The 22,211-nt window shown below is 62.3% G+C and carries 15 protein-coding genes and 1 pseudogene; 5 read left to right on the top strand and 11 right to left on the bottom strand.

The genetic code is table 11. From position 1 onward, the window contains the following. Positions 1 to 7: 7 nt before the first annotated feature. The 11 genes and pseudogenes from rplW to V9F06_05355 form a co-directional block, all read right to left on the bottom strand. Entirely contained in the window at positions 8 to 313 is a 306-nt protein-coding gene (rplW, locus tag V9F06_05405) for a 50S ribosomal protein L23 (GenBank protein MEI2617072.1), read from the bottom strand. A gap of 9 nt (positions 314 to 322) precedes the next feature. Then, the gene (gene rplD / locus V9F06_05400; GenBank protein ID MEI2617071.1) at positions 323 to 958 is read right to left on the bottom strand and encodes a 50S ribosomal protein L4; all 636 of its coding nucleotides are present in this window, start codon (positions 956 to 958) and stop codon (positions 323 to 325) included. 26 nt (positions 959 to 984) lie between these two features. Continuing rightward, positions 985 to 1,623 (bottom strand): 50S ribosomal protein L3, encoded by a 639-nt coding sequence (gene rplC / locus V9F06_05395; protein MEI2617070.1) that lies wholly within the window; start codon positions 1,621 to 1,623, stop codon positions 985 to 987. Positions 1,624 to 1,773: 150 nt separating this feature from the next. Further along, positions 1,774 to 2,094 (bottom strand): 30S ribosomal protein S10, encoded by a 321-nt coding sequence (gene rpsJ, locus V9F06_05390; GenBank protein MEI2617069.1) that lies wholly within the window; start codon positions 2,092 to 2,094, stop codon positions 1,774 to 1,776. Between the two features lie 16 nt (positions 2,095 to 2,110). Further along, entirely contained in the window at positions 2,111 to 3,310 is a 1,200-nt protein-coding gene (gene tuf, locus V9F06_05385; protein MEI2617068.1) for an elongation factor Tu, read from the bottom strand. 74 nt (positions 3,311 to 3,384) lie between these two features. Continuing rightward, the gene (fusA, locus tag V9F06_05380; protein ID MEI2617067.1) at positions 3,385 to 5,496 is read right to left on the bottom strand and encodes an elongation factor G; all 2,112 of its coding nucleotides are present in this window, start codon (positions 5,494 to 5,496) and stop codon (positions 3,385 to 3,387) included. An 82-nt stretch (positions 5,497 to 5,578) separates the two neighbouring features. Further along, entirely contained in the window at positions 5,579 to 6,049 is a 471-nt protein-coding gene (rpsG, locus tag V9F06_05375) for a 30S ribosomal protein S7 (GenBank protein ID MEI2617066.1), read from the bottom strand. Between the two features lie 207 nt (positions 6,050 to 6,256). Continuing rightward, positions 6,257 to 6,682, bottom strand: a complete 426-nt coding sequence (rpsL, locus tag V9F06_05370) for a 30S ribosomal protein S12 (GenBank protein ID MEI2617065.1) — start codon at positions 6,680 to 6,682, stop codon at positions 6,257 to 6,259. 526 nt (positions 6,683 to 7,208) lie between these two features. Then, a pseudogene (gene rpoC / locus V9F06_05365) lies at positions 7,209 to 11,381 on the bottom strand (DNA-directed RNA polymerase subunit beta'). A 104-nt stretch (positions 11,382 to 11,485) separates the two neighbouring features. Then, positions 11,486 to 14,980 (bottom strand): DNA-directed RNA polymerase subunit beta, encoded by a 3,495-nt coding sequence (locus V9F06_05360; protein ID MEI2617064.1) that lies wholly within the window; start codon positions 14,978 to 14,980, stop codon positions 11,486 to 11,488. Positions 14,981 to 15,272: 292 nt separating this feature from the next. Further along, positions 15,273 to 16,475, bottom strand: a complete 1,203-nt coding sequence (locus V9F06_05355) for an ISKra4 family transposase (protein ID MEI2617063.1) — start codon at positions 16,473 to 16,475, stop codon at positions 15,273 to 15,275. 70 nt (positions 16,476 to 16,545) lie between these two features. Here V9F06_05355 and V9F06_05350 point away from each other — a divergent pair, with 70 nt between their 5' ends. The 5 genes from V9F06_05350 to V9F06_05330 all read left to right on the top strand — a co-directional run bounded on the left by V9F06_05350 (position 16,546) and on the right by V9F06_05330 (position 22,188). Further along, complete coding sequence (locus tag V9F06_05350) at positions 16,546 to 16,710, top strand: hypothetical protein (GenBank protein MEI2617062.1); 165 nt, start codon at positions 16,546 to 16,548, stop codon at positions 16,708 to 16,710. 693 nt (positions 16,711 to 17,403) lie between these two features. Further along, the gene (locus tag V9F06_05345) at positions 17,404 to 19,467 is read left to right on the top strand and encodes a hypothetical protein (protein ID MEI2617061.1); all 2,064 of its coding nucleotides are present in this window, start codon (positions 17,404 to 17,406) and stop codon (positions 19,465 to 19,467) included. 134 nt (positions 19,468 to 19,601) lie between these two features. Further along, on the top strand, positions 19,602 to 20,645 hold the full coding sequence (ltaE, locus tag V9F06_05340; protein ID MEI2617060.1) for a low-specificity L-threonine aldolase: 1,044 nt from the start codon (positions 19,602 to 19,604) through the stop codon (positions 20,643 to 20,645). A gap of 10 nt (positions 20,646 to 20,655) precedes the next feature. Then, positions 20,656 to 21,861, top strand: a complete 1,206-nt coding sequence (gene coaBC, locus V9F06_05335; protein MEI2617059.1) for a bifunctional phosphopantothenoylcysteine decarboxylase/phosphopantothenate--cysteine ligase CoaBC — start codon at positions 20,656 to 20,658, stop codon at positions 21,859 to 21,861. Continuing rightward, positions 21,862 to 22,188 carry a hypothetical protein gene (locus V9F06_05330; GenBank protein ID MEI2617058.1) on the top strand — a complete coding sequence of 109 codons (327 nt, stop codon included), beginning with the start codon at positions 21,862 to 21,864 and terminating at the stop codon, positions 22,186 to 22,188. Positions 22,189 to 22,211 lie beyond the last annotated feature (23 nt).

Raw genomic sequence — 22,211 nt, 5'->3', positions numbered from 1 at the left:
GCGCTCGCTAGATATCGCCGAAGATGTCGATCGAATATCCGGGCTCGAGCGAGACGATCGCCTTCTTGAACCCGGCCTCGAAGCCAAACACTTTCTGGTTCGGCTTCTTCATCACCTTGCGCTTCTTCGGCTTCATCACGATGATGTTGACTGCCTTGACCTTCACGTTGAAGATCGCCTCAACTGCGTGCTTGATCTGGATCTTGTTCGCCTCACGAGCGACCTCGAAGGTGTACTGGCCCCGCTCGCTGATCAGCGTGTTCTTTTCGGTGATCATGGGGCGGACGAGCACGTCCGACTGATGCAACGTCATTCGAATCTCCTATTCCAGCGACCAGAGGTCGTGGATCGTGTCCACCGCCTCGGTCGTAAGCAGGAGGCGTACGTGCGTTAGGACATCGTGCACGTTGACGTAGCCCGCCCGAATAACCTTGACGTTCTCGATGTTGTTGGCCGAGCGATAGACCACCTTCTGGTCCTCGCCGGGTCCGATCACGATGAGCGTCGAACGCTGGGACGCCGGCAGCGACTCCAGCAACCGGATCATTTCCTTCGTCCGTGGCTCCATTTCGGCGAGCCCGGAGATGACCAGAAGCTGTTCTTCCTGCATCTTCACCGACAGCACCGACCGGATGGCCAGACGCCGCATCTTCTTCGGCATCTTCTGCTCGTACGACCGCGGCTGCGGGCCGAACACCACGCCGCCACCACGCCACTGCGGAGAGCGGATTGATCCCTGTCGCGCGCGTCCAGTGCCCTTCTGTCGCCAGGGCTTCCGGCCACCACCTCGCACCTCACCGCGACGCAGTGTCTTGTGGGTGCCAAGTCGGCCGTTGGCGCGCTGGCGCAGGTGCGCCTGGTGCATCACCGGGATGTTCGGCTCGATGCCGAATACGGACTCGCTCAACTCGATCGTGCCCGCCTCGCTTGCGGATGTGTCGAAGACCTTGACCTGCATCGTTCGTTTCCTCCGTATTCGTCCGGCTAGCGCTTCGACTGCCGCGACTTGACGCTGGTGCGAACGATCAGCAGGCCATCATTGTGACCCGGCACCGAGCCGCGCACGAGGACGAGATTTTCTTCCGAGTTAACCTGGACGACTTCAAGGTTCTGAATGGTCTTGCGCTCGTTGCCCATCTGGCCCGCCATCCTCATATTCTTGAAGACGCGGCCGGGGGTCGCACTCGAACCGATCGAACCTGGTGCGCGCGCGCGGTCCGACTGGCCGTGGGTCTTCGGCCCACCGCGGAATCCGTGGCGCTTCATGACGCCCTGGAAGCCCTTGCCCTTCGAGACGCCGGTGACGTCGACCCGACCGCCGGCCACAAAAACGGCTGAGGCGTCGAGCACCTGGCCAACTGAATACGGCGACGTATCGTCGGCCTTCAGTTCGCGCAGATAGCGCGAGCTCGCTCCGGCCGCGCGCACGTGACCACGCTGCGGGCTGTTCAGCCGCTTCGACTCATCAAATCCGAGCTGGACCGCCTCGTAGCCATCGCGCTCGGCAGTACGGACCTGGGTGACAACGCACGGCCCGACCTTCAGGACGGTGACCGGCACCACCCTTCCGGTCTCATCGAAGATCTGGGTCATGCCCAGCTTCTTCCCTATCAATCCATGGATCATTGGCTCTCTCCTGTGTCTCAGGATGTCGTGCCAGATTCGACAAGTGCGTCAACCCGGCGCGACGATCAGAGCATGACACTCTGTAAACACGGCCCGCCCGTTGCGGACCGAAAGCGGGCGGCACAACGCCGCCCGCCTGACGGAAACCTACAGCTTGATCTCGATGTCCACGCCTGCCGGCAGGTTCAGCCGCATCAGGGCGCGGATCGTCGCATGGCTCGGCTCAAGCACGTCGATCAGACGCTTGTGCGTCCGGATCTCGAAATGCTCCTGCGAGTCCTTATCGACGAAGGGCGAGCGCATAACGGTGAACCGCTCGATCCGCGTCGGAAGCGGAACCGGTCCGGCGACCTTCGCGCCGGTGCTCTCGGCCGTCTCAACGATATTGCCGGCTGACTGATCCAGGATCTTGTGATCGTAGGCCTTCAGCCGGATTCGAATCTTCTGCGTCGGACGTCGCGTCGCCATGCTTGCTCTACTACTCCTACTTGGTGATCTTGGTAACAACGCCAGCGCCGACCGTGCGACCACCCTCGCGAATCGCGAATCGTAGCCCCTCTTCGATCGCCACCGGCTGGATCAGCTCTACGTCCATCTGGATGTTGTCACCAGGCATCACCATCTCAACACCCGCCGGCAACTGGATCGCTCCCGTGACATCCGTCGTCCGAATGTAGAACTGCGGCCGGTACCCCGGGAAGAACGGCGTGTGACGCCCACCCTCTTCCTTCGACAAGACGTACACCTCCGCCGCAAACGTCGTGTGCGGCTTGATCGACCCGGGCTTCGCCAAGACCTGCCCGCGCTCAATGTCCGCTCGCTCAACGCCCCGCAGCAAACACCCGACGTTGTCCCCGGCTTCCCCCTGGTCCAACGTCTTCTGGAACATCTCGACCCCGGTCACCACTACCGCTCGCGTCGGATGGATCCCGACGATCTCGATCGTCTCCCCAATCTTCACCAGCCCACGCTCGATCCGACCGGTCACGACCGTCCCACGTCCCTTGATCCCGAACACGTCCTCCACCGGCATCAGGAACGGCTGGTCCACCGCTCGCGCTGGCGTCGGTATGTAGTCGTCCACCGCCTGCATCAGCTCCAGGATCGGCGCATACTCCGGCGCCGTGATGTCCGTGCTCGTCGACTCCAACGCCGCAAGCGCGCTCCCACGAATGATCGGAATCTCATCCCCAGGGAAGTTGTACTGGCTCAACAACTCCCGCACTTCGAGCTCAACCAGCTCCAGGAGCTCCTCGTCGTCCATCATGTCGACTTTGTTCAGAAACACCACCATCGCCGGCACTTCTACCTGCCGCGCCAACAGAATGTGCTCCCGCGTCTGCGGCATCGGCCCGTCCGGCGCGCTCACCACCAGGATCGCCCCGTCCATCTGCGCCGCACCCGTGATCATGTTCTTTACGTAGTCCGCGTGCCCGGGACAGTCCACGTGCGCGTAGTGCCGCGCGTCTGTCTCGTACTCCACATGCGAGATCGCGATCGTGATCCCGCGCTCCCGCTCCTCCGGCGCATTGTCGATCGAGTCGAACGACCGGAACGCCGCCTCACCCTTGATCGCCAATGTCTTCGTGATCGCCGCCGTCAACGTCGTCTTTCCATGATCAACGTGACCAATCGTCCCAACGTTTACGTGCGGCTTCGTCCGCTCAAACTTCTGCTTCGCCACTGTCCCTCGTACCTCCCGGTCCTACATCCAGTGCCCACGAACCGCTCGTGAGCCTGCATCGTTCGATCCGCGACTTATGCGCGCTGGTTCTTCGCGATGAGCTCCTTGGCCAGAGAATCTGGCAATGGCTCGTAGTGGTCGAACTCCATGGAGGAGGTCGCCCGACCCTGAGTCATCGACCGGAGCTCGGTCGTGTACCCGAACATGTTGGCCAGCGGCACGAAGGCCCGGACGACCTGGGAACCGCTGTGCATTTCCATCCCGTCGACGCGGCCGCGCCGCGCGTTGAGGTTGCCGATGACATCACCCATGAACTCCTCGGGCGTTGTCACTTCGACCTTCATGATCGGCTCGAGCACGACCGGGCCGGCGCGTCGAACGCCATCCTTGACGGCCATCGAGCCAGCGATCTTGAACGCCATTTCTGAGGAGTCAACGGGGTGGAACGAGCCATCAACGAGCGCCACCTTGACATCGACGATGGGGTATCCCGCTTCGCCGCCTGTTGCCAGCGCCTCCCTGACACCTGCCTGAACCGCAGGGATGTATTCCCGCGGAACGGCTCCGCCAACGATCTTGTCCTCGAAGACGAAGCCTTCGCCGGGTGGGAGCGGCGCAACCTCCAGCCAGACGTGTCCGAACTGGCCGCGACCGCCTGTCTGGCGAATGAATCGACCCTCCACCCGCGCTGACTTGGTGATGGTCTCGCGATAGGCGACCTGCGGCTTGCCGACGTTGCCGGTCACCTTGAACTCCCGCAGAAGTCGGTCGACGATAACTTCGAGGTGGAGCTCGCCCATGCCCATGATGATGGTCTGGCCAGTCTCCTCGTCGGTCCGCAGGCGGAACGTCGGGTCTTCCTCGGCAAGCCGGGCAAGAGCCATCCCCATCTTGTCCTGGTCAGCGCGCGTCTTCGGCTCGATTGCGACTTCGATTACTGGCTCAGGGAAGCTGATCGATTCGAGCACGATCGGCTTGTCAGGGTCACAAAGGGTGTCGCCAGTGAAGGTGGTCTTCAGACCGATGATCGCGCAGATATCGCCCGCGCTAACGGACTCGATCTCCTCGCGGTGGTTGGCGTGCATCTGCAACAACCGCCCCACGCGCTCGCGGTCGCCCTTGGTCGAGTTGTAGGCATACGAGCCCGACTGCATCGTGCCGGAGTAGACGCGGATGAATGTGAGCCGGCCGACATGCGGATCCGCCGCGACCTTGAACGCCAACGCCGAAAACGGCGCGGACGCGTCGGTGTCGCGCGTTTCTTCCTCGCCGGTGCGAGGATTCGTGCCATCTACGGGAGGGATATCCAGCGGCGACGGCAGGAAGTCAACGATAGCGTCGAGCATGAGCTGAACGCCTTTGTTCTTCAGCGCCGTGCCGTTGAGGATCGGGACGAGCTCGGAGCGAATCGTCGCCTGCCGTAGCGCGGCAACCCACTCATGGATCTCAATGTCCTCTTCCTCGAGGTACCGCATCATCAGATCTTCGTCAGACTCGGCGATGGTCTCGAGCAGCTCGTTGCGGCGCAACTCCGCTTCGGCCAGCAGATCGGCCGGCACGTCGGTCTCTTCGACGTTCTGGCCCATGTCGTCGCGATAGTAGAACGCACGCATCCGGAGCACGTCGATGAGACCCTGGTAGGCCGACTCGCTGCCGATCGGAATCTGCAGAACGGCCGGGCGCGCCTTGAGGCGATCCTTGATCATCTCGATCGTTCGCCAGTAGTCCGCGCCGGTCCGATCCATCTTGTTGATGAAGCAAACACGCGGCACGTTGTACTTGTCAGCCTGGCGCCAGACCGTCTCGGACTGAGGCTCGACACCGGCGACTGCATCAAAGACGACGACGCCGCCGTCGAGCACGCGCAGGGACCGCTCGACCTCTGCGGTGAAATCGACGTGGCCCGGCGTGTCGATGATATTGATGCGATGACCGCGCCAGAAGCACGTCGTCGCGGCCGAGGTAATCGTGATGCCCCGCTCGCGCTCCTGAACCATCCAGTCCATTGTCGCCGAGCCCTCGTGGGTCTCGCCCGGGCGATGAACACGGCCGGTAAAGAAGAGGATGCGCTCGGTCGTCGTCGTCTTACCGGCGTCAATATGAGCGATGATGCCGATGTTCCTGACCCGATCGAGGCCGATCACGCTCGCGCCGGCGCCCTTGGATACGGTGTTGGTGCTGCTCATCGTCGCGTCTTTGTCTCCCTGGTCGGCGCCGCATTGCGCCGGAACGGTGTGATACTGGTCAAACGATTTCCGGTGAACGCGACTACCAGCGGTAGTGCGCGAATGCCTTGTTGGCTTCCGCCATCCGATGCGTGTCTTCGCGACGCTTGATCGTCGCGCCGGTGTTGTTGTAGGCGTCAAGCAGCTCGGCTGCGAGCTTCTCTGCCATCGTGCGACCGTTGCGCGACCGCGCTGCCTGCAGCATCCACCGAATGGCCAACGACTGGCGACGAGCGCCTTCGATCTGGACCGGAACCTGGTACGTGGCGCCGCCAACCCGGCGAGGCTTCACCTCGATGACTGGCGTCGCGTTTTGAAGTGCCTGCTGAAACACCTCGAGGGGCGGCCGGCCAGATCGGGACTCGACGATGTCAAAGGCGTCGTAGACGATCCGCTCAGCAACGCCCTTCTTCCCGCGCTCCATCACCTTGTTGGTGAAACGGGTCACGAGCTCGTTCCCATATTTCGGATCCGGCATCAGTTCCCGGCGTTGCACCCTCGCGCGTCGTGGCACTTCAGTTGCCCTCCCGCCGCTTTCGCGGCCTGTTCTACCTCTCCACACAGGGCATACCCTGCTGGCCCCAGGTTGCGAACTACTCTATGGTCCGCATTCACACAGAAAAGCGGTCGACACGATGAAACCGTGAGGCCGCTTTTCGTCCCGTACGATCTTCGCAAAGAGCGCCCATGGGTATCCGGGGACAACCCCGGACGGCATGTTCTAGCTCTTTGGTTTTTTGGCCCCGTATTTTGACCGCCCCTGCCTGCGGCTATCGACTCCACGCGCGTCAAGCGTGCCGCGCACAACGTGGTAGCGCACACCCGGAAGATCCTTGACACGGCCACCCCGAATGAGCACAACGGAGTGCTCCTGGAGGTTATGACCCTCACCAGGGATATAGGCAGTCACTTCCATCCCGTTGGACAAACGCACACGCGCAATCTTGCGAAGCGCGGAGTTGGGCTTCTTTGGCGTCATTGTTCGGACCTGGGTACAGACGCCGCGCTTTTGCGGTGAGCCCTTCCCCCGGCGTAGCCGGCCAGCATACCTGCCCAGCGCGTTATTGGTGTAACGCAGGGCTGGCGCCTTGGTCTTATTGGTAACGCTCTTGCGCCCTTTTCGGACCAACTGATTGATCGTCGGCACGTTCTCTGGTTCCCTCCCCAAGATGGTCGCCTGCCCATTACGAGCAGTGTCCCGATACTAACCGAATCACTGCCGAGGACGAGGCAGCCCCTCGGGGATGCTAACGCCTCAAATCCGATGACCGGTTTCCGGCCACAATGCGACAGTGTACTAAAGCGCCATTCGTTCTGTCAAACCAACTGACGAGATCTGGCCGGCTGGCGAACGCCAGCCGGCCAGACAGGTCTTGCTACTCGTCAGTGCTCTTGCTCAAGACATCAGCGTCGAGCCCGGCCTGATCGCCTTCCTCGTCTGCGAAGACGTTGGTGGCCGACAGCTCGTCGGCATCAACCTCATCGGTGTCGGGGCTGCCGGACGCTATTTCGAGAGCAGATTTCACGGCAGTTGCAGTCGCCTCAGCGTCGACAACCGATGTCATCTCTTCGACGTCCTCGATCGAGGCTGGCTTATATTCCGGCATACCAGAAACCTCGCTCTGGGTATGGCCGTTGCCCTGGGTTAGCGCATCAAACCCGTGGTGAGTGGCATAGCCGGTCCCTGCCGGGATCAGCTTACCGATGATCACATTCTCCTTGAGTCCACGGAGGTGATCGATCTTTCCGTTGATCGCCGCCTCTGTCAGCACCCGGGTTGTCTCCTGGAACGAGGCCGCGGACAGGAAGGAGTCGGTTGCCAGCGAAGCCTTGGTGATTCCAAGCAGAACCTCCTGGGCCGTGGCCGGCTCTCCACCCTGTGCAAGCATCTCCGCGTTCATCCGGTTGAGCTCAAACCGATCGATCAACTCACCCTGGAGCCAATCGGTGTCGCCGGGATCATCGATACTCACCCGGCGCAGCATCTGACGAACGATGACCTCGATGTGCTTGTCGTTCGTCACAACGCCTTGCGAGCGATAGACGGCCTGGACCTCATCCACGAGGAGCCGCTGAACTGCCTCGCGACCGCGAGCCAGCAGCACTTCCTGAGGATCGAGGCTTCCGTCGGTCAGCTGGTCACCCGGGTTAACCGGGTCGCCGTCCTGGACACGAATGTGCGCAGCATGGGCGACCGAGTATTCCTTGCTTTCGCGTTCCTCGCTCCGAACGATAATCTCGCCGTCGTCGAGCAGCACAGTGCCGTCCATCGTCGCGACGATCGGCTCGATGCCATTGCTCGATGTTGCCAGGATGTGGCCACGCGCGACAGTCTCACCATCCTTGACCCCGACGACATGCGCGTTCGCCAGAGGGTAGCGTTCGACGACGATGTCTTCGCGACTGATGATGACCTTGCGTCCGTCCTCCTCAGTCACGATCTCGACGATACCTTCGATCTCCGACAGGATCGCCTTGCCCTTGGGCTCCCGAGCCTCGAACAGCTCTTCCACGCGAGGCAGACCGGTTGTGATGTCGTCGGCGTGGGAAACGCCTCCTGTGTGGAAGGTCCGCATCGTCAGCTGGGTGCCGGGTTCGCCGATCGACTGAGCAGCGATGATACCGACTGCTTCTCCGTTGGAGACAAGGTGACCGCTGGCAAGGTCGCGTCCGTAGCACATCGCACAGACGCCGTGAACTGCCTCGCAATCCATCGCGGTGCGGATCCGGAAACTCTTGATGCCGGCCGCGAGGACCCGCTCGAGGTTATCTTCGTTGATCCCTTCGTTCCGGTCGATCAGCAACTCGCCGTCGTCGCTAACGATTGGCAGCGCGGCAGCCCGACCGACAACCCGCGCCCGAAGCGGCCCGTCCTCGATCTCGTCGATGTTGACAACCATTCCGTGCTCAGTGCCGCAATCATCGCGGGTGATGATGACATCCTGGGCAACATCGACAAGGCGGCGAGTCAGGTAACCGGAGTCCGCTGTGCGGAGAGCCGTGTCGGCGAGACCCTTACGAGCGCCGTGCGTCGAGATGAAGTATTCAAGGACAGACAGCCCCTCACGGAAGTTCGACTTGATCGGCAAGTCGATGATGTTGCCGTTCGGGTCAAGCATGAGTCCACGCATGCCGGCCATCTGGGTAATCTGGTTGATATTACCCTTCGCCCCCGAGTGGCTCATCATGAACAGTGAATTGTCAGCCCCGAGATTCTGCTCAACCGCTGTGGATATCTGATCGCGCGTTTCGTTCCAGATCCGGACGACCTGCGTGTGTCGCTCACGGTCAGTGATGAGACCACGACGATACTGCCGCTCGACCTTCTGCACCTCGATATCACCCGCGCCGATAATCTCCGGCTTGGAAGGTGGAATGGCGATGTCATGGAGCCCGATCGTCAGGCCGCCACGGGTGGAGTAGGTGAAGCCGATCTGCTTGATCCGATCTGCGACCTCCGCAGTCGCGGCGGCATCATACTGGTGGTAGCAATCGTGGACGACAGAGCGCAGCTCTTTGCGGTCCATGGTCGCGTTACGAAACGGGAAGTCGGCCGGCAGCTCCTGGTTGAACAGCACTCGCCCGACGGTCGTCTCGACGAGCCCGCTGGCCGCGTGGCCATTGGCAGTCCCCGGATCGAGCGCTCGCGCGCCCCGCTTCGGATCGAACACGCTGATTCGTGCCTGGAGATCCACCACGCCCGACTGATATGCGACGGTGACCTCGTTGGCTCCAGAGAAGATCTTGCCTTCGCCCAGCGCGCCCGGCCGGTGCGTCGTCATGTAGTAGCAGCCAAGCACAATCTCGAGGGTAGGCGCGATGACTGGATCCCCGTCGGACGGGTCGAGCAGATTCGCAGTCGACAGCATCCGCTGACGCGCTTCACGCTGCGCCGCTCGCGACAGCGGCACATGCACGGCCATCTGATCGCCGTCAAAGTCAGCATTGAACGCGGCGCAGACCAGCGGGTGGATCTGGATAGCCGAGCCCTCGATCAGCTTGACCTCGAACGCCTGAATGCCAAGTCGGTGCAACGTTGGCGCCCGGTTGAGGAGGACGACGTGGTCCTTGATGACCTCCTCCAGCACCTCCCAGACCCGCTCGTCAACGCGCTCGACAAGCCGCTTGGCCGCCTTGATGTTATGAGCGTAGCCGTGTGCGACCAGCTTGCGCATGACGAACGGCTTGAATAGCTCCAGCGCCATGCGCTTCGGCAGCCCGCACTCATGAAGCTTCAGATCCGGGCCAACGACGATCACGGAACGGCCCGAATAGTCGACACGCTTGCCCAGGAGATTCTGCCGGAACCGGCCCTGCTTCCCTTTCAGCATGTCGGACAGGCTCTTCAGCTTATGCTTGCCCGAGCCAGAGACAACGCGTCCACGCCGGCCATTGTCGATCAGCGCGTCGACCGCCTCCTGAAGCATCCGCTTCTCGTTGCGGACGATGATGTCCGGCGCCCCAAGCTCGAGCAGCCGCTTCAGGCGGTTGTTCCGGTTGATGACCCGTCGGTAAAGATCATTCAGGTCGGAGGTAGCGAAGCGCCCGCCGTCCAGCTGAACCATCGGTCGGAGGTCGGGAGGAATGACCGGAAGTGTCGTGAAGATCATCCACTCCGGGCGATTCTCGCTCTTGCGAAGTGCCTCGATCACGCGCAGGCGCTTCGTCGCCTTCTTGCGCCTGAGTCCGCTCATTCGCTGCATATCCTGGCGCAGACCGGACGCGACCTCATCAAGGTCAAGCTTGGAGACGACATCGTAGACTGCCTCGGCGCCCATGCCAGCATGGAACACGCCCGGGGCGTCTTCCATCAACTCCCGGTATTCCGTCTCGGTAATGACCTGGAGCATCTGGACACCGCGGATATGCTTCACGATCATATCCGCCTCAGCCCGCAAGTCGGACTTCTGCGCATCGGCTTGCGTTTCAATCCGTCGCAGATGATCACTCGACTCGCTGGAAATTCGGTCGGATTCTGCGCCGGACAGTGCGGTCGCGCTCTGAGTGTCATGCTCAGCCCGAGCGCGTGCGTCCTCAACGATCTTGTCACGCAGCTGGTTCAGGGTGGAGGTCCGATCCGGGTTCACGGCCTCGCCAGCCCGCACGACGATATCTCCGCGGAACGTGACATCCTCAGCAGGCGACTCGTTCTGGTTCGCCTCCAGCCACTCCCGGACGGTCGCGGCCTCGGCCTCGACCGCGTCGAGATCTGTTTGCAGTTGCGACTCGATCGCGCTGGTGACATTCTGCGATCCGCGCGTCAGGTTCGCGACCTCGGAATCACGCTGCCCGGTCAACTCACCAAGTCGCTCCTGCAGCTCGGCATCGATCTCAGCCAACGCCTCTTCGAGCGCTTCGTGGATGTCATTGATCACGGCATCCCGACGCTCGAGGTCCACTTTGGTGATGATATAGGAAGCGAAATAGAGGACGCGCTCCAGGTTTCGCGGGGTGACGTCGAGCAGAAGGCCAAGCCGGCTTGGCGTGCCCTTCACGTACCAGATGTGGGTAACTGGCGCGGCGAGGTCGATGTGCGCCATGCGCTCTCGTCGCACCTTGGAACGGGTGACCTCGACTCCGCACTTGTCGCAGACCGTGCCAGCGTGGCGGATTCGCTTGTACTTGCCGCAGTAGCATTCCCAGTCACGGGTCGGCCCGAAGATCCGCTCGCAGAACAGGCCGCCGTGCTCCGGCTTGAGCGTGCGGTAGTTGATCGTCTCGGGCTTGGTCACTTCACCGTAGGACCAGCTCCGGATTTCCTGCGGCGACGCGAGGCTGATACGGATAGCATCGAAATCGTTCACGTCGAGCGATCGGCGCGCGTCGCCTCGGTTGGTGGTTCTCATCGTCTGCATGGTTTAGCACTCTCCACAGCGATCAGCAGATTCAGCCGTGATCCCGGGATGGCCGGCGCATTTCTCGCCAGCCATCCGACGCTGTCAGCTGACCGCTAGTCTTCCGTCCGCTCGAAGCCGCTCAGGTTGATGCGATCCAGGTTCGTTAACAGATCACGTGTCGTGTCCTCCGTGAACTCGACGCGCTCCTCCTCGTCGTTGATCACTTCGATCGACAGACCAAGCGAGCGCAATTCCTTGACGAGCACCTTGAATGACTCGGGAACCCCGGCCTCAGTGATCTCCTCGCCCTTGACAATCGCCTCGTATGTCTTGACGCGTCCCACGACATCGTCGGACTTGACGGTAAGCATTTCCTGGAGGGTGTGCGCCGCGCCATATGCTTCAAGCGCCCAGACCTCCATCTCGCCGAACCGTTGGCCACCGAACTGCGCCTTGCCGCCCAGCGGCTGCTGGGTGACGAGCGAGTAAGGGCCGGTCGAGCGCGCGTGAATCTTGTCCTCGACCAGGTGAGCCAGCTTCAGCATGTACGTGATGCCAACCGTCACCGGGCGGTCGAACGACTCGCCCGTCCGACCATCAAACAGTGTCACCTTGCCATCTTCTGGCAGCCCTGCCTCGACCAGCGCCGCGGTGATATCGCTCTCCTTCGCGCCGTCGAACACAGGCGTGGCAACACGAAATCCGAGGACAAAGGCGGCCCAACCGAGGTGTGTCTCCAACACCTGGCCGATGTTCATCCGCGACGGGACGCCGATCGGATTCAGGATGATATCGACCGGAGTGCCGTCCGGCAGATACGGCATATCCTCAACCGGGAGAATCCGAGAGATCACGCCCTTGTTCCCGTGGCGGCCGGCCATTTTATCGCCCTCGGAGATCTTCCGCTTCTGGGCGATCATGACTCGCACCATCTCGTTCACGCCAGCAGGGAGCTCGTGCTCCATGTTGTCTTCGCGGCGGAACTGCTTGACGTCGATCACCTTGCCGTGGACGCCATGCGGCACTCGCAACGAGGTGTCTTTCACCTCCCGCGCCTTCTCGCCGAAGATGGCTCGCAACAGCCGTTCTTCGGCCGAGAGCTCCGTCTCGCCGCGCGGCGTCACCTTCCCGACGAGGATGTCGTTCGGGCGGACTTCGGCGCCGATCCGGATAATGCCGTTCTCGTCCAGGTTGGACAGCGAGTCCTCACCGACGTTCGGGATATCGCGAGTGATCTCCTCGGCGCCCAGCTTAGTATCCCGCGCCTCGGTTTCGTACTTCTCGATGTGGATCGAGGTGAACACGTCGTCACGCACCAGCCGCTCGGACAGCAGGATGGCGTCCTCGAAGTTGCCACCCTCCCACGGCATGTAGGCGACGAGCACATTCTGACCAAGCGCCAACTCTCCGCGCTCCGTGCTCGACGAATCGGCGATGATCTGGCCGACTACGACATGCTCGCCATTCTGAACACTCGGCCGTTGGTTGATGCACGTGTCCTGGTTCGACCGCACGAATTTCATCAGGCGATAGACATGCTCTCCGCCGTCTGTCTCCTCGACGACGATCTCTTTCGCCGTAACCGATCGAACGACACCAGCGGCACTCGCAACGACGACCTGTCCCGAGTCGCGCGCTGCCTGATATTCGACGCCCGTGCCAATGATCGGCGCGGCCGGCCGCAGGAGCGGCACCGCTTGCTTCTGCATGTTCGCGCCCATGAGTGCCCGGTTGGCGTCATCGTGTTCGAGGAATGGGATCAGTGCGGTTGCAACCGAGAACACCTGCTTTGGCGAGACATCCATGTAATCGACCTGCTCTGGCCGAACCACCGGGTAGTCTGTTGCCAGACGAGACGCGACAAGATCCTCGACGAAATAGCCCTCTTCGGTCAGCGGGGCGTTCGCTTGAGCGATCGTGAACTGGTCTTCCTCGTGAGCGTCGAGGTATTCGATTCGCCCGGAAACGAACGGGCGCACACGAACGAAGGCGAGGTCGGTCTCCGTGAGCTTCTGAATCTCCTTGTCGCCAAGCAGCGTGCCCGCCGCCAGCTTCAAGTCGCCAGAGCTGACATCCTCGGATAGCGTGCGACCCGGCAACAGCGCGACGTGCTCGTGTGGAGTGCCGTCGGGATTGCGGAGCTCGACGAGGCCGTAAACCCGCCGGTATGGCGTTTCAATGAAACCGAACTCGTTGATCGTGCCATAGGTCGCCAGATAGCCGATCAGGCCGATGTTTGGGCCTTCTGGCGTCTCGATCGGGCAGATGCGGCCGTAGTGCGAGTGGTGAACGTCTCGAACCTCGAAGCCGGCCCGGTCACGTGACAAGCCTCCGGGGCCGAGCGCCGAGAGCCGGCGCTTGTGGGTCAGCTCGCCCAACGGGTTTGTCTGATCCATGAATTGCGAGAGCTGGGATCCACCGAAGAACTCACGAACGGCCGCCATCACCGGGCGGGTGGTGGAGATGAGCGCGTTCGGCGTCACCTGCTCGATATCCTGGATCGTCATGCGTTCCTTCACACCACGCTCCAGGCGCTGCAGGCCGGTGCGCACGTGCATCTGGATCAGCTCGCCGACCGCGCGGATACGCCGGTTGCCGAGATGGTCGATATCGTCCGGCTCTCCATTACCGTTGTTGAGCCGGATCATCGTCCGCATGATCTCAAGAAGATCCTCGGGCGAGAGAACTCGATCGTCCAGTGGCTGGTCGCGGCCGAGTCGCTTGTTGAGCTTGTAGCGCCCGACGCGAGCCAGATCGTAGCGACGAGCGTCGAAAAACAGATTCTTCAACAGATTGGCGGCGTTATCGCGCGTCGGGGGATCACCGGGACGGAGCCGCTTGTACAGCTCAACGAGTGCCTCTTCGCGCGTCTTGGTTGGCTCGCGCTCCAGTGTCGATGAGATGTACTGGTGATCGGGATTGGTCTCGACATCGGCGAACAGAGCCCGCAACTCGTCGTCGTCTTCGTAACCGATGGCCCGAAGCAGGATCGTGACTGGCATCTTGCGCTTGCGGTCGACCTTCACCGACAGGATGTCCCGATTCGAGGACTCGAATTCGAGCCACGCGCCGCGGTTCGGGATCAGCTTGGCCTTGCAGAGACGCCGGCCACTGGTCGCATCCTCTTCCAGCTCGAAGTAGACGCCCGGGGAGCGAACAAGCTGGGACACGACCACGCGCTCGGCGCCGTTAATAATGAACGTGCCATGCGCGGTCATCATCGGGAAGTCGCCAAGGAAGATATCGCTCTCCTTGATCTCCCCGGTCTCCTTGATAATCAGCCGCACGCGAATGCGAAGCGGCGCCGCATAGGTCATGTCACGAATGCGACATGTCTCCTCGGTCGCGCGCGGCTCGTCGAACGCGTGGTCGAGGAAATGCAGCTCCATCTTCTGGTTGTAGTCGGTGATCGGCGAGATCTCCTTCAGGAGCTCGCGCAGCCCTTCGGTCTTGAACCACTCGAAGGAGTCGATCTGGACCTGGACAAGGTTGGGCATCTCGATCACAGTGGGAATGCGAGCGTAGGAGCGCCTGTTGATTCCCAGGTTAGAGACGACCTGTCCGGCATCGCCGTCGATCGTCCGCGCGCTTGGAACACGGTGGGACATGTGGTGCTCCTCTTTTCAGTTTGGCTCGGGGTGCGGCAATGTCGCGATTGCCACCCAGGGATCGGCTGAGATCTGACGCCCAGGCTGACGCAGTTATCGGGCTTTCCGCCCGAAACGAGGAAACGCGAAAGCCGGAAGGCAGATTCTCCCCCTCCCGACGTCCTGATGATTTCGGTTTACATCCTCGCAAGATCAACTGCAATCGTAACCGTGCGCTCACAGCCACCAGCGACCTGCTAGTCTACGCGATCCCACCCCTCATGTCAAATTCGGTTGGTCGATGGGGTGCGCGTCATGGTTTGGCGGCGATGGGTGAGGATCGTCGCCAGGGATGGTCGATGGTGGGCTTGCCGTTGACGATGGTTTTGGGTCGGCTGGGTCGTTCGACGATGTCGACGGCAGGGTGCGGAACTGCGCACGCGGCCGGTGTCGGCGCCTGGCCCGAGGCACGACGGGCCTGACGACGGTGACTGGCACGGACGCGGGCGGCACGCCGCCAGGCCTGCCAGAGGGTCGGCCATCCCTCCTCCCAGCGCTGATTACACTCGAGTGTCCGCAACGCCAGCATTGGATTGACGTTGGCGCGCGCCCAGTGCATCCCACTCCCCTTCAGCCGGGCCTCGACCAGCAGCTTGTTGGCGCTCTCCACACACCCACTGCCGATCGGATACCCCGCCGCGACAAAGGTGTCGTAGCGTATCTGCTCGATCCGCGCGGCCAGATAGTCGTGGTTCTGCTGGATCAGCGTCCGCGCCTCCGACCCGCAGTGCGGCGCTTCACCGAGCGTCGCGAGCCGATCGAGCACCTGCTGTTCGTCGCCATGGCGTAACGCCTGGGCCTGCTGGCCGAGCCACTCGCTGGCAGACGACGTGCCCGCCCCGTAGACGGCGTGCGCCACCTGCCCCAGGTGCTCCAGCGCATGGGCGAAGTCAAGCACCCGGACCGCATCGAATCGCTGCGTGTCAATGAACCCCTGGCACCAGGCCGCCCCATCGACGACGGCGACCACCGTCCGGGCCGAAGCTGTCCCCCGGCGCTGTGTCTCGATCGTCGCCAGACGGGTGAACGTCTCCGCATCCGCCAGCCGTGAGAAATAGGATAGCTCCTGCGTCCGGACCCCGGTCGCCCTGGCCTCGACCGTGCCAATGGCCAGCGTCTTGACCTCGGCCCAGGTTCCGCCGACCAGCGGCGCCATCGCCCCATCAACGCTGAGCAGTTGCACCGCCGGACCCGCTGGCGCGGCGGGAAGCTCCCGTTCCAGCCGCGCCACCTCCGCACGCTCCACTTGCTCCTGCATCGCGCCGGCCACCTCCGTCAGCCGTCGCACGGTGGCGGCGCTGACCGTGACCCCGGTGAAGTGCTGCAGGATCTCCGGCGCCTGCGCGAAGGGCAGCAACGTGCCCAGCCGCACAATGCTCTCAACGAGCCACGGCGTGAAGGCCACCCCACTCAGGAGCCCTAGCGTCTCATCCAGGGGGGAAAAGCCCGGCCCCACAGGCCGGACAGCGCTGATACGACCGCTCCACGGTCAGCGGCTCGTCCCCCTGCGTCACCAGGCGCCGCACATGCTGGCCATGCGCCACGAGCGGCCGGCCACAATCGGGACATACGCCCGCAGGGTTCGGCATGGCCGTGACGGCCTCTCGCAGGATCTGCGCACGACCCGCCCGCAGACGCCGATCCAGTTCGATTTCCAGCTCCGTCAGGGTCGCGGCGGGATGCGCGCTTAGCCAGGCGCGGAACTCCGCCTCGATTGTGCCCAGTCCTTGGTCGCTCGCTCGCTCGTCTGGCATTGGTGGCTCCTCAGGTGCTCGGCTCCGATGATCGCTCCCCCAGCATACCGCTCACCACCATCACGCCAAACCATGACGCGCACCCTGGTCGATGGGTCGATGACCGACGGAGTCCTGACCCTACGGGACACGTCGGATCCGGTGAGCCACCGATCACCACACATCAGGGCTCCAAACGGGCGACGTAGCGCGGCAATATCACAACGTGACCTCGTCGCAGCATTCCAGTTTGTTCCACTCTGTCGATTCAGGGCCAAAGTATGTTGACAATGCGTCGACCTAATTCTACCATTGAGTCTCACCCACAATATTCGCTTGCCTGACGTGACAATTGTCGCGCGTGGCTACGAGCACGATGAGAGGCGTGCGCCGCCATTACGCATCGTCTTCAGGGTAGCGCGGCCGCGCAGAGTGACACGGTGACGCCTGCGCGAAGGAGAGGACAGTCGAGACGTGGTCGTTCAGCATCAAGAACAATGGACACTCAAACGGCTGGCGATAAGCACCGGCCTGATTCTCGCGATACTCGTAGCAATCGTAGTCGCGGCGCCTCGGCCAGCGTCTGCGGCAAACTTCACCACTCACATTACGCTCACGGACTCTACTGGCGCCGGCATTGAAAGCGCCAGAGTGCTGTATTGGATCTCGGGCGGTTGGTCTACGCTGGGCTACACCGACACGTCGGGGATCCTTGCGACTCCCGTCGCGAATCAGACGTATCGAATTGTCATCCAGTACAACAAGGGCGCCGTCGACACCGGCACTCCCGTTGATGTCACGAACTACAGTTTCAAGACGGTGAGTGTCAAGGTACTCAATACCGGCCAACTCGCGTACCAAGGCTGGTACATGGGTTATGGCGACCCGGCATGGGTCAATTCCATGGAGCTGCTGCCCTACGCCTACAGCATCTGGAACAACAGCAGCTACCCGACGAGCAACAAGTTCAATCTCGTCGTCGGTGACCAGAATCTCGTTGCCGTCAACGTCAGGCTATTGGATTCGAATGGAAACGGCCTGGCCGGAGGGACAGTCGACTACTACCTGAACGGCTGGCAAAGTGCTCCGGGGACGACCGACGCGGGCGGGAATCTCGTGGTTCAGCTTTCCGCAGACTCGCCCTATCTCTCGATGGCGATGCTGTACAACGGCACTCGGCAGCAGATGAATCGCACGGAACTCGATGCGAGCAACTTTACGTTCCGAACCGCAGCGGTCCATGTCAAGCTGATCAATGCCGATGGCAGCCCGCTCGACACCGGCAGCGCGGCTTACTACGCCACCATGTGGCGGGCTCTGGGCAATACAAGCGCGGGCGTCATCGATGTCCAGATGCTACCGGGCAGCTACAGCTTCGCGATGACGTATAACGGCTCCCGCGAGCAGAAGGACTCGGTTGCCATTGGCCTGCCCTCAACGGATGTTGTGTTCCAGACAGGACGACTGTCTTTCTATTACAGCGGTCCAATCAGTTGGTACTACACCGCCTGGTTGAGCTTCACCAAGCCGACGATGGAATATCTGCCGGGATTGACCACGTTCTACTTCGGGCCGACCCCTAACTGCAACCTGGGCATCCAGATCAATGCTGGCGATCACCTGGCAAAGAGCGTCGTCGTCGCAAAGCTCACCAACAGCTCTGGCAATCCACTGGCCGGAGGTGAGGCGTCCGCTTATGTCGGGAGTTGGCGCACAGTCGGTACAACCAACGCCCAGGGACTCACCTGCGCGGCGTTTGATGGCAAGCTCGGGAACACGGCCGTTGCGATGGTCTACAACGGCAGTCGCCAGCAGGTTTCGCAGTCTCAGCCGACCAACTCGATTTACACCTTCTCCACTTCCAACGTGACGGTCGAGCTGCGAGATAGCAACAACACGCTGATTGATACCGGTAGCGCGTCCTACTACGCCGGCTCATGGCGCGCAATCGGCGACACTAGCGGTGGCAAGGCAGCCGTCCAGATGTTGCCCGGCAACTACAGCTTTGCGATGGTCTACAACGGCACCCGCGAGCAGAAGAACGCAATCGCAGTCGGCCCGGGCGCGACGACCGTGACATTCGCGACCGCCCCCGTTACTGTCCGGCTCGTCGACAGCCATGCCAGCGCGCTGGACATCGGTAGCGCGTCCTACTATGCGGGCTCATGGCGCGCGATCGGCGACACCAGCGGTGGCGAGACCGCCGTCCAGATGTTGTCCGGCAACTACAGCTTCGCGATGGTCTACAACGGCACCCGCGAGCAGAAGAACGCAGTCGCAGTCGGCCCGGGCGCGACGACCGTGACATTCGCGACCGTCAATGTCACTGTCCACCTGATCGACAGCGATAGCAACGCGCTCGATACCGGTAGTGCGTCCTACTATGCGGGCTCATGGCGCGCGATCGGCGACACCAGCGGTGGCGAGACCGCCGTCCAGATGTTGTCCGGCAACTACAGCTTCGCGATGTCCTATCTCGGTGGGCGTTCCCAGCAGAATGGTATTGCCATCAATGGTGGCTCGTCGGACGTCACCTTCCAGACCGGCAAGGTGATCTCCGATAGCTCCAGCGCGACAAACTACTACGCGTCGGGCTGGAAGCCGTTCACACAAGGGATGCAATTGCTCGGGGCGAACTATACGTTCGCGTTCAATGACGCCACCCCGAACGCGCAGGTGACGATCGTCGGGGGTCAGGTGAATCACATCCACTGACGCCACCACTGGCCCGTGAACGGGTGCGGTGCGAGCGACTCCGGCACGATCGTGTCGGGGTCGCTCGCTGCCGCGCTGCGCTACAATCCCGCTGTCCTGAATGGCTTCCGCGAGACAGATGGAGAGAGGGCAGTGTGATCGACCTTCGCAGCGATACCGTGACGAGGCCAACCGACGCGATGCGCCAGGCAATGGCGAATGCTGAGGTCGGGGACGACCAGTACGGCGAAGATCCGACGGTCAGTCGCCTCGAGGAGCTCGCAGCCCAGATGCTCGGTAAGGAAGCAGCCGTCTTCGTCGCCAGTGGCACGATGGGTAATCTCGCGGCGCTGCTCGCCCACTGCGGCCGGGGCGACGAGATTATCATGGGCGATGAATGTCATATCTTCTGGTATGAATCCGGCGGCGCGGCCGCGCTCGGCGGCATGCCATTCAGCCTGGTGCCAAACGATGCCAGCGGCGAGCTCGACCTTGAGGTCGTCCGCCAGCGCATTCGAGTCAGCCGGCCCGGCTACCCGCCGACCGGAGTCATCTGTGTCGAGAACACCCAGAACCGGTGCGGTGGCACGATCGTGTCGACAGCGCACCTCGCCGAGTTGCGACAGATCGCCGACGAACACAATGTTCCGGTGCATATGGATGGCGCGCGTATCTTCAACGCCGCGGCCGGCAGCGACACACCCGTAGAGCAGATTGCTTCATACGCTGACACGGTCCAGTTCTGTCTCTCAAAGGGACTGGCTGCGCCGGTCGGCTCGATCGTCGCCGGCGACGCTGGGTTTATTCAGCGGGCGAGAGGTGCGCGGAAGATTCTTGGCGGAGCGATGCGACAGTCCGGCGTGATCGCCGCGGCCGGCATCGTCGCTCTGGAGTCGATGGTTGAGCGTCTGCCGGAGGATCATCGACGAGCGCGACAGTTGGCGGTAGCGCTCGCCGAAATCGACGGGATCACCATCGACCTTGACGCCGTCCAGACGAATATCGTCATCTTCAAGACCGAGCCGGCTCTCGGGCAAGCGCTGTTCGTCGACCGCATGAAAGCCGCAGGAGTGCTCGTGTCCAACTACGGCACGCGCGGAGTACGGATGGTGACGCACTATCAGATCGACGACGAGGCTATCAGCCACGCCATCGAAGCTGCCCGGTCGGTGATGACTGGCCAGCTCGCCACGACGTGAGTGACGCAAGATGCCAATCCTGAATGACAAGCGGATCGTTCTCGGAGTCACCGGTGGGATCGCTGCCTACAAGGCAGCTGACCTGGCCAGCAAGCTGGTTCAGGCTGGCGCGCGGGTCGACGTTATTATGACAAGGTCTGCAACCGAGTTCGTCGGCCCGGTCACGTTCGAGGCACTCACGAAGCGACGAGTTCACACCGGTGTGTTTGAAGGCTGGAGCGAGGCGGAGAAGGGCCACATCTCGCTGGCCGAGGAAGCGGACGCCATCGTCGTTGCTCCGGCCACGGCGAACAGCATCGCGCGACTCGCGCTTGGCCTGGCCGACGACATGTTGACCGTCACCCATCTGGCGGCTGCGCCGCGAGGCACGCCGATCCTTATCGCGCCTGCAATGGAACACCACATGTATCTCAACCCGGTGACTCAGCAACATCTCGAGGCATTGCGTGGCCGCGGCGCAATCATCATCGAGCCAGAGCAGGGCCGACTCGCGAGTGGCGCGATCGGCGTTGGACGCCTCGCTGGCGCGGAACGCATCATCGCCTCGATCGAGCAGGCTCTGGCGCGTGGTGGGCCGCTGTGGCGCAAGCGGGTTGTCGTGACCGCCGGCGCTACGGTGGAGGCAATCGATCCGATTCGCGTCCTCACGAATCGCTCGACAGGCCGAATGGGCTACGCACTCGCCCGCGCAGCCCTTCAGGCTGGCGCAGACGTGACGCTGATATCGACGCCGACCGCGTTGGCGCCTATCCATGGCGCGACCATCGTGCCAGTTGAGTCGGCGCTGGATCTACTCGCGGCAGTTCGGGATCATGCAATCGGCGCTGATGCTCTGATCATGGCCGCTGCTGTCGCCGACTACCGGCCGGCACAGGCTGCGACTGACAAGATGAAGAAGACCGACGACGACATGACAATTCAACTCACTCGCAATCCGGACATTCTTGCCACGGTCGCGACACCCGGGACACTACGCATCGGTTTTGCGGCCGAGACGACCGATCACGAACGCTATGCCCTCGATAAGCTCGCCCGGAAGAATCTCGATGTCATCGTGCTCAACGACGCTCGCGCGGCGATGGGAGCGGAGACTAATTCCGTAACTCTGTTCTACCGGGACGGGCGAGTTGAATCGCTCGACCAGGCGGAAAAGTTGCGCATCGCCGAGCAGATCGTCGAGCGTATCGCCGGGCTATTGCCCGCCGAAACACCGTAAGTGGCTATCAGACCTCCACGGCAAGCGCGCCCGCGTAGCCGGCCGGCCCGCCGCCGCGACTTGTTGGTCACATCGGTTGCGTCCGCAGCGATCATGCTGTTCGGGCTACGGGTCATTTCGGCGCTCTTCGGCGTACAGCCGTGGACGACTGCCTGGCGTGTCGTCGCGACGCCGACGAACCTGCTCATCACCCCGCTCGGCCGGGTTCCCCACTTGGATACTGCCGTGATCAGCAGACTCACCACCGCGGACATTATCGCGTTCGTGCTCGTGGCGGTCGTGGCGCTGCTGGCGATGGCATCAGTCTCGCTACGACGGGAAGGATAGTCCGCCAGTCGATGGTAGACTGC

This window comes from Thermomicrobiales bacterium, from assembly GCA_037045155.1.
Classification (GTDB): domain Bacteria; phylum Chloroflexota; class Chloroflexia; order Thermomicrobiales; family CFX8; genus JAMLIA01.
This window is presented reverse-complemented; position numbering and strand designations above follow the sequence as displayed.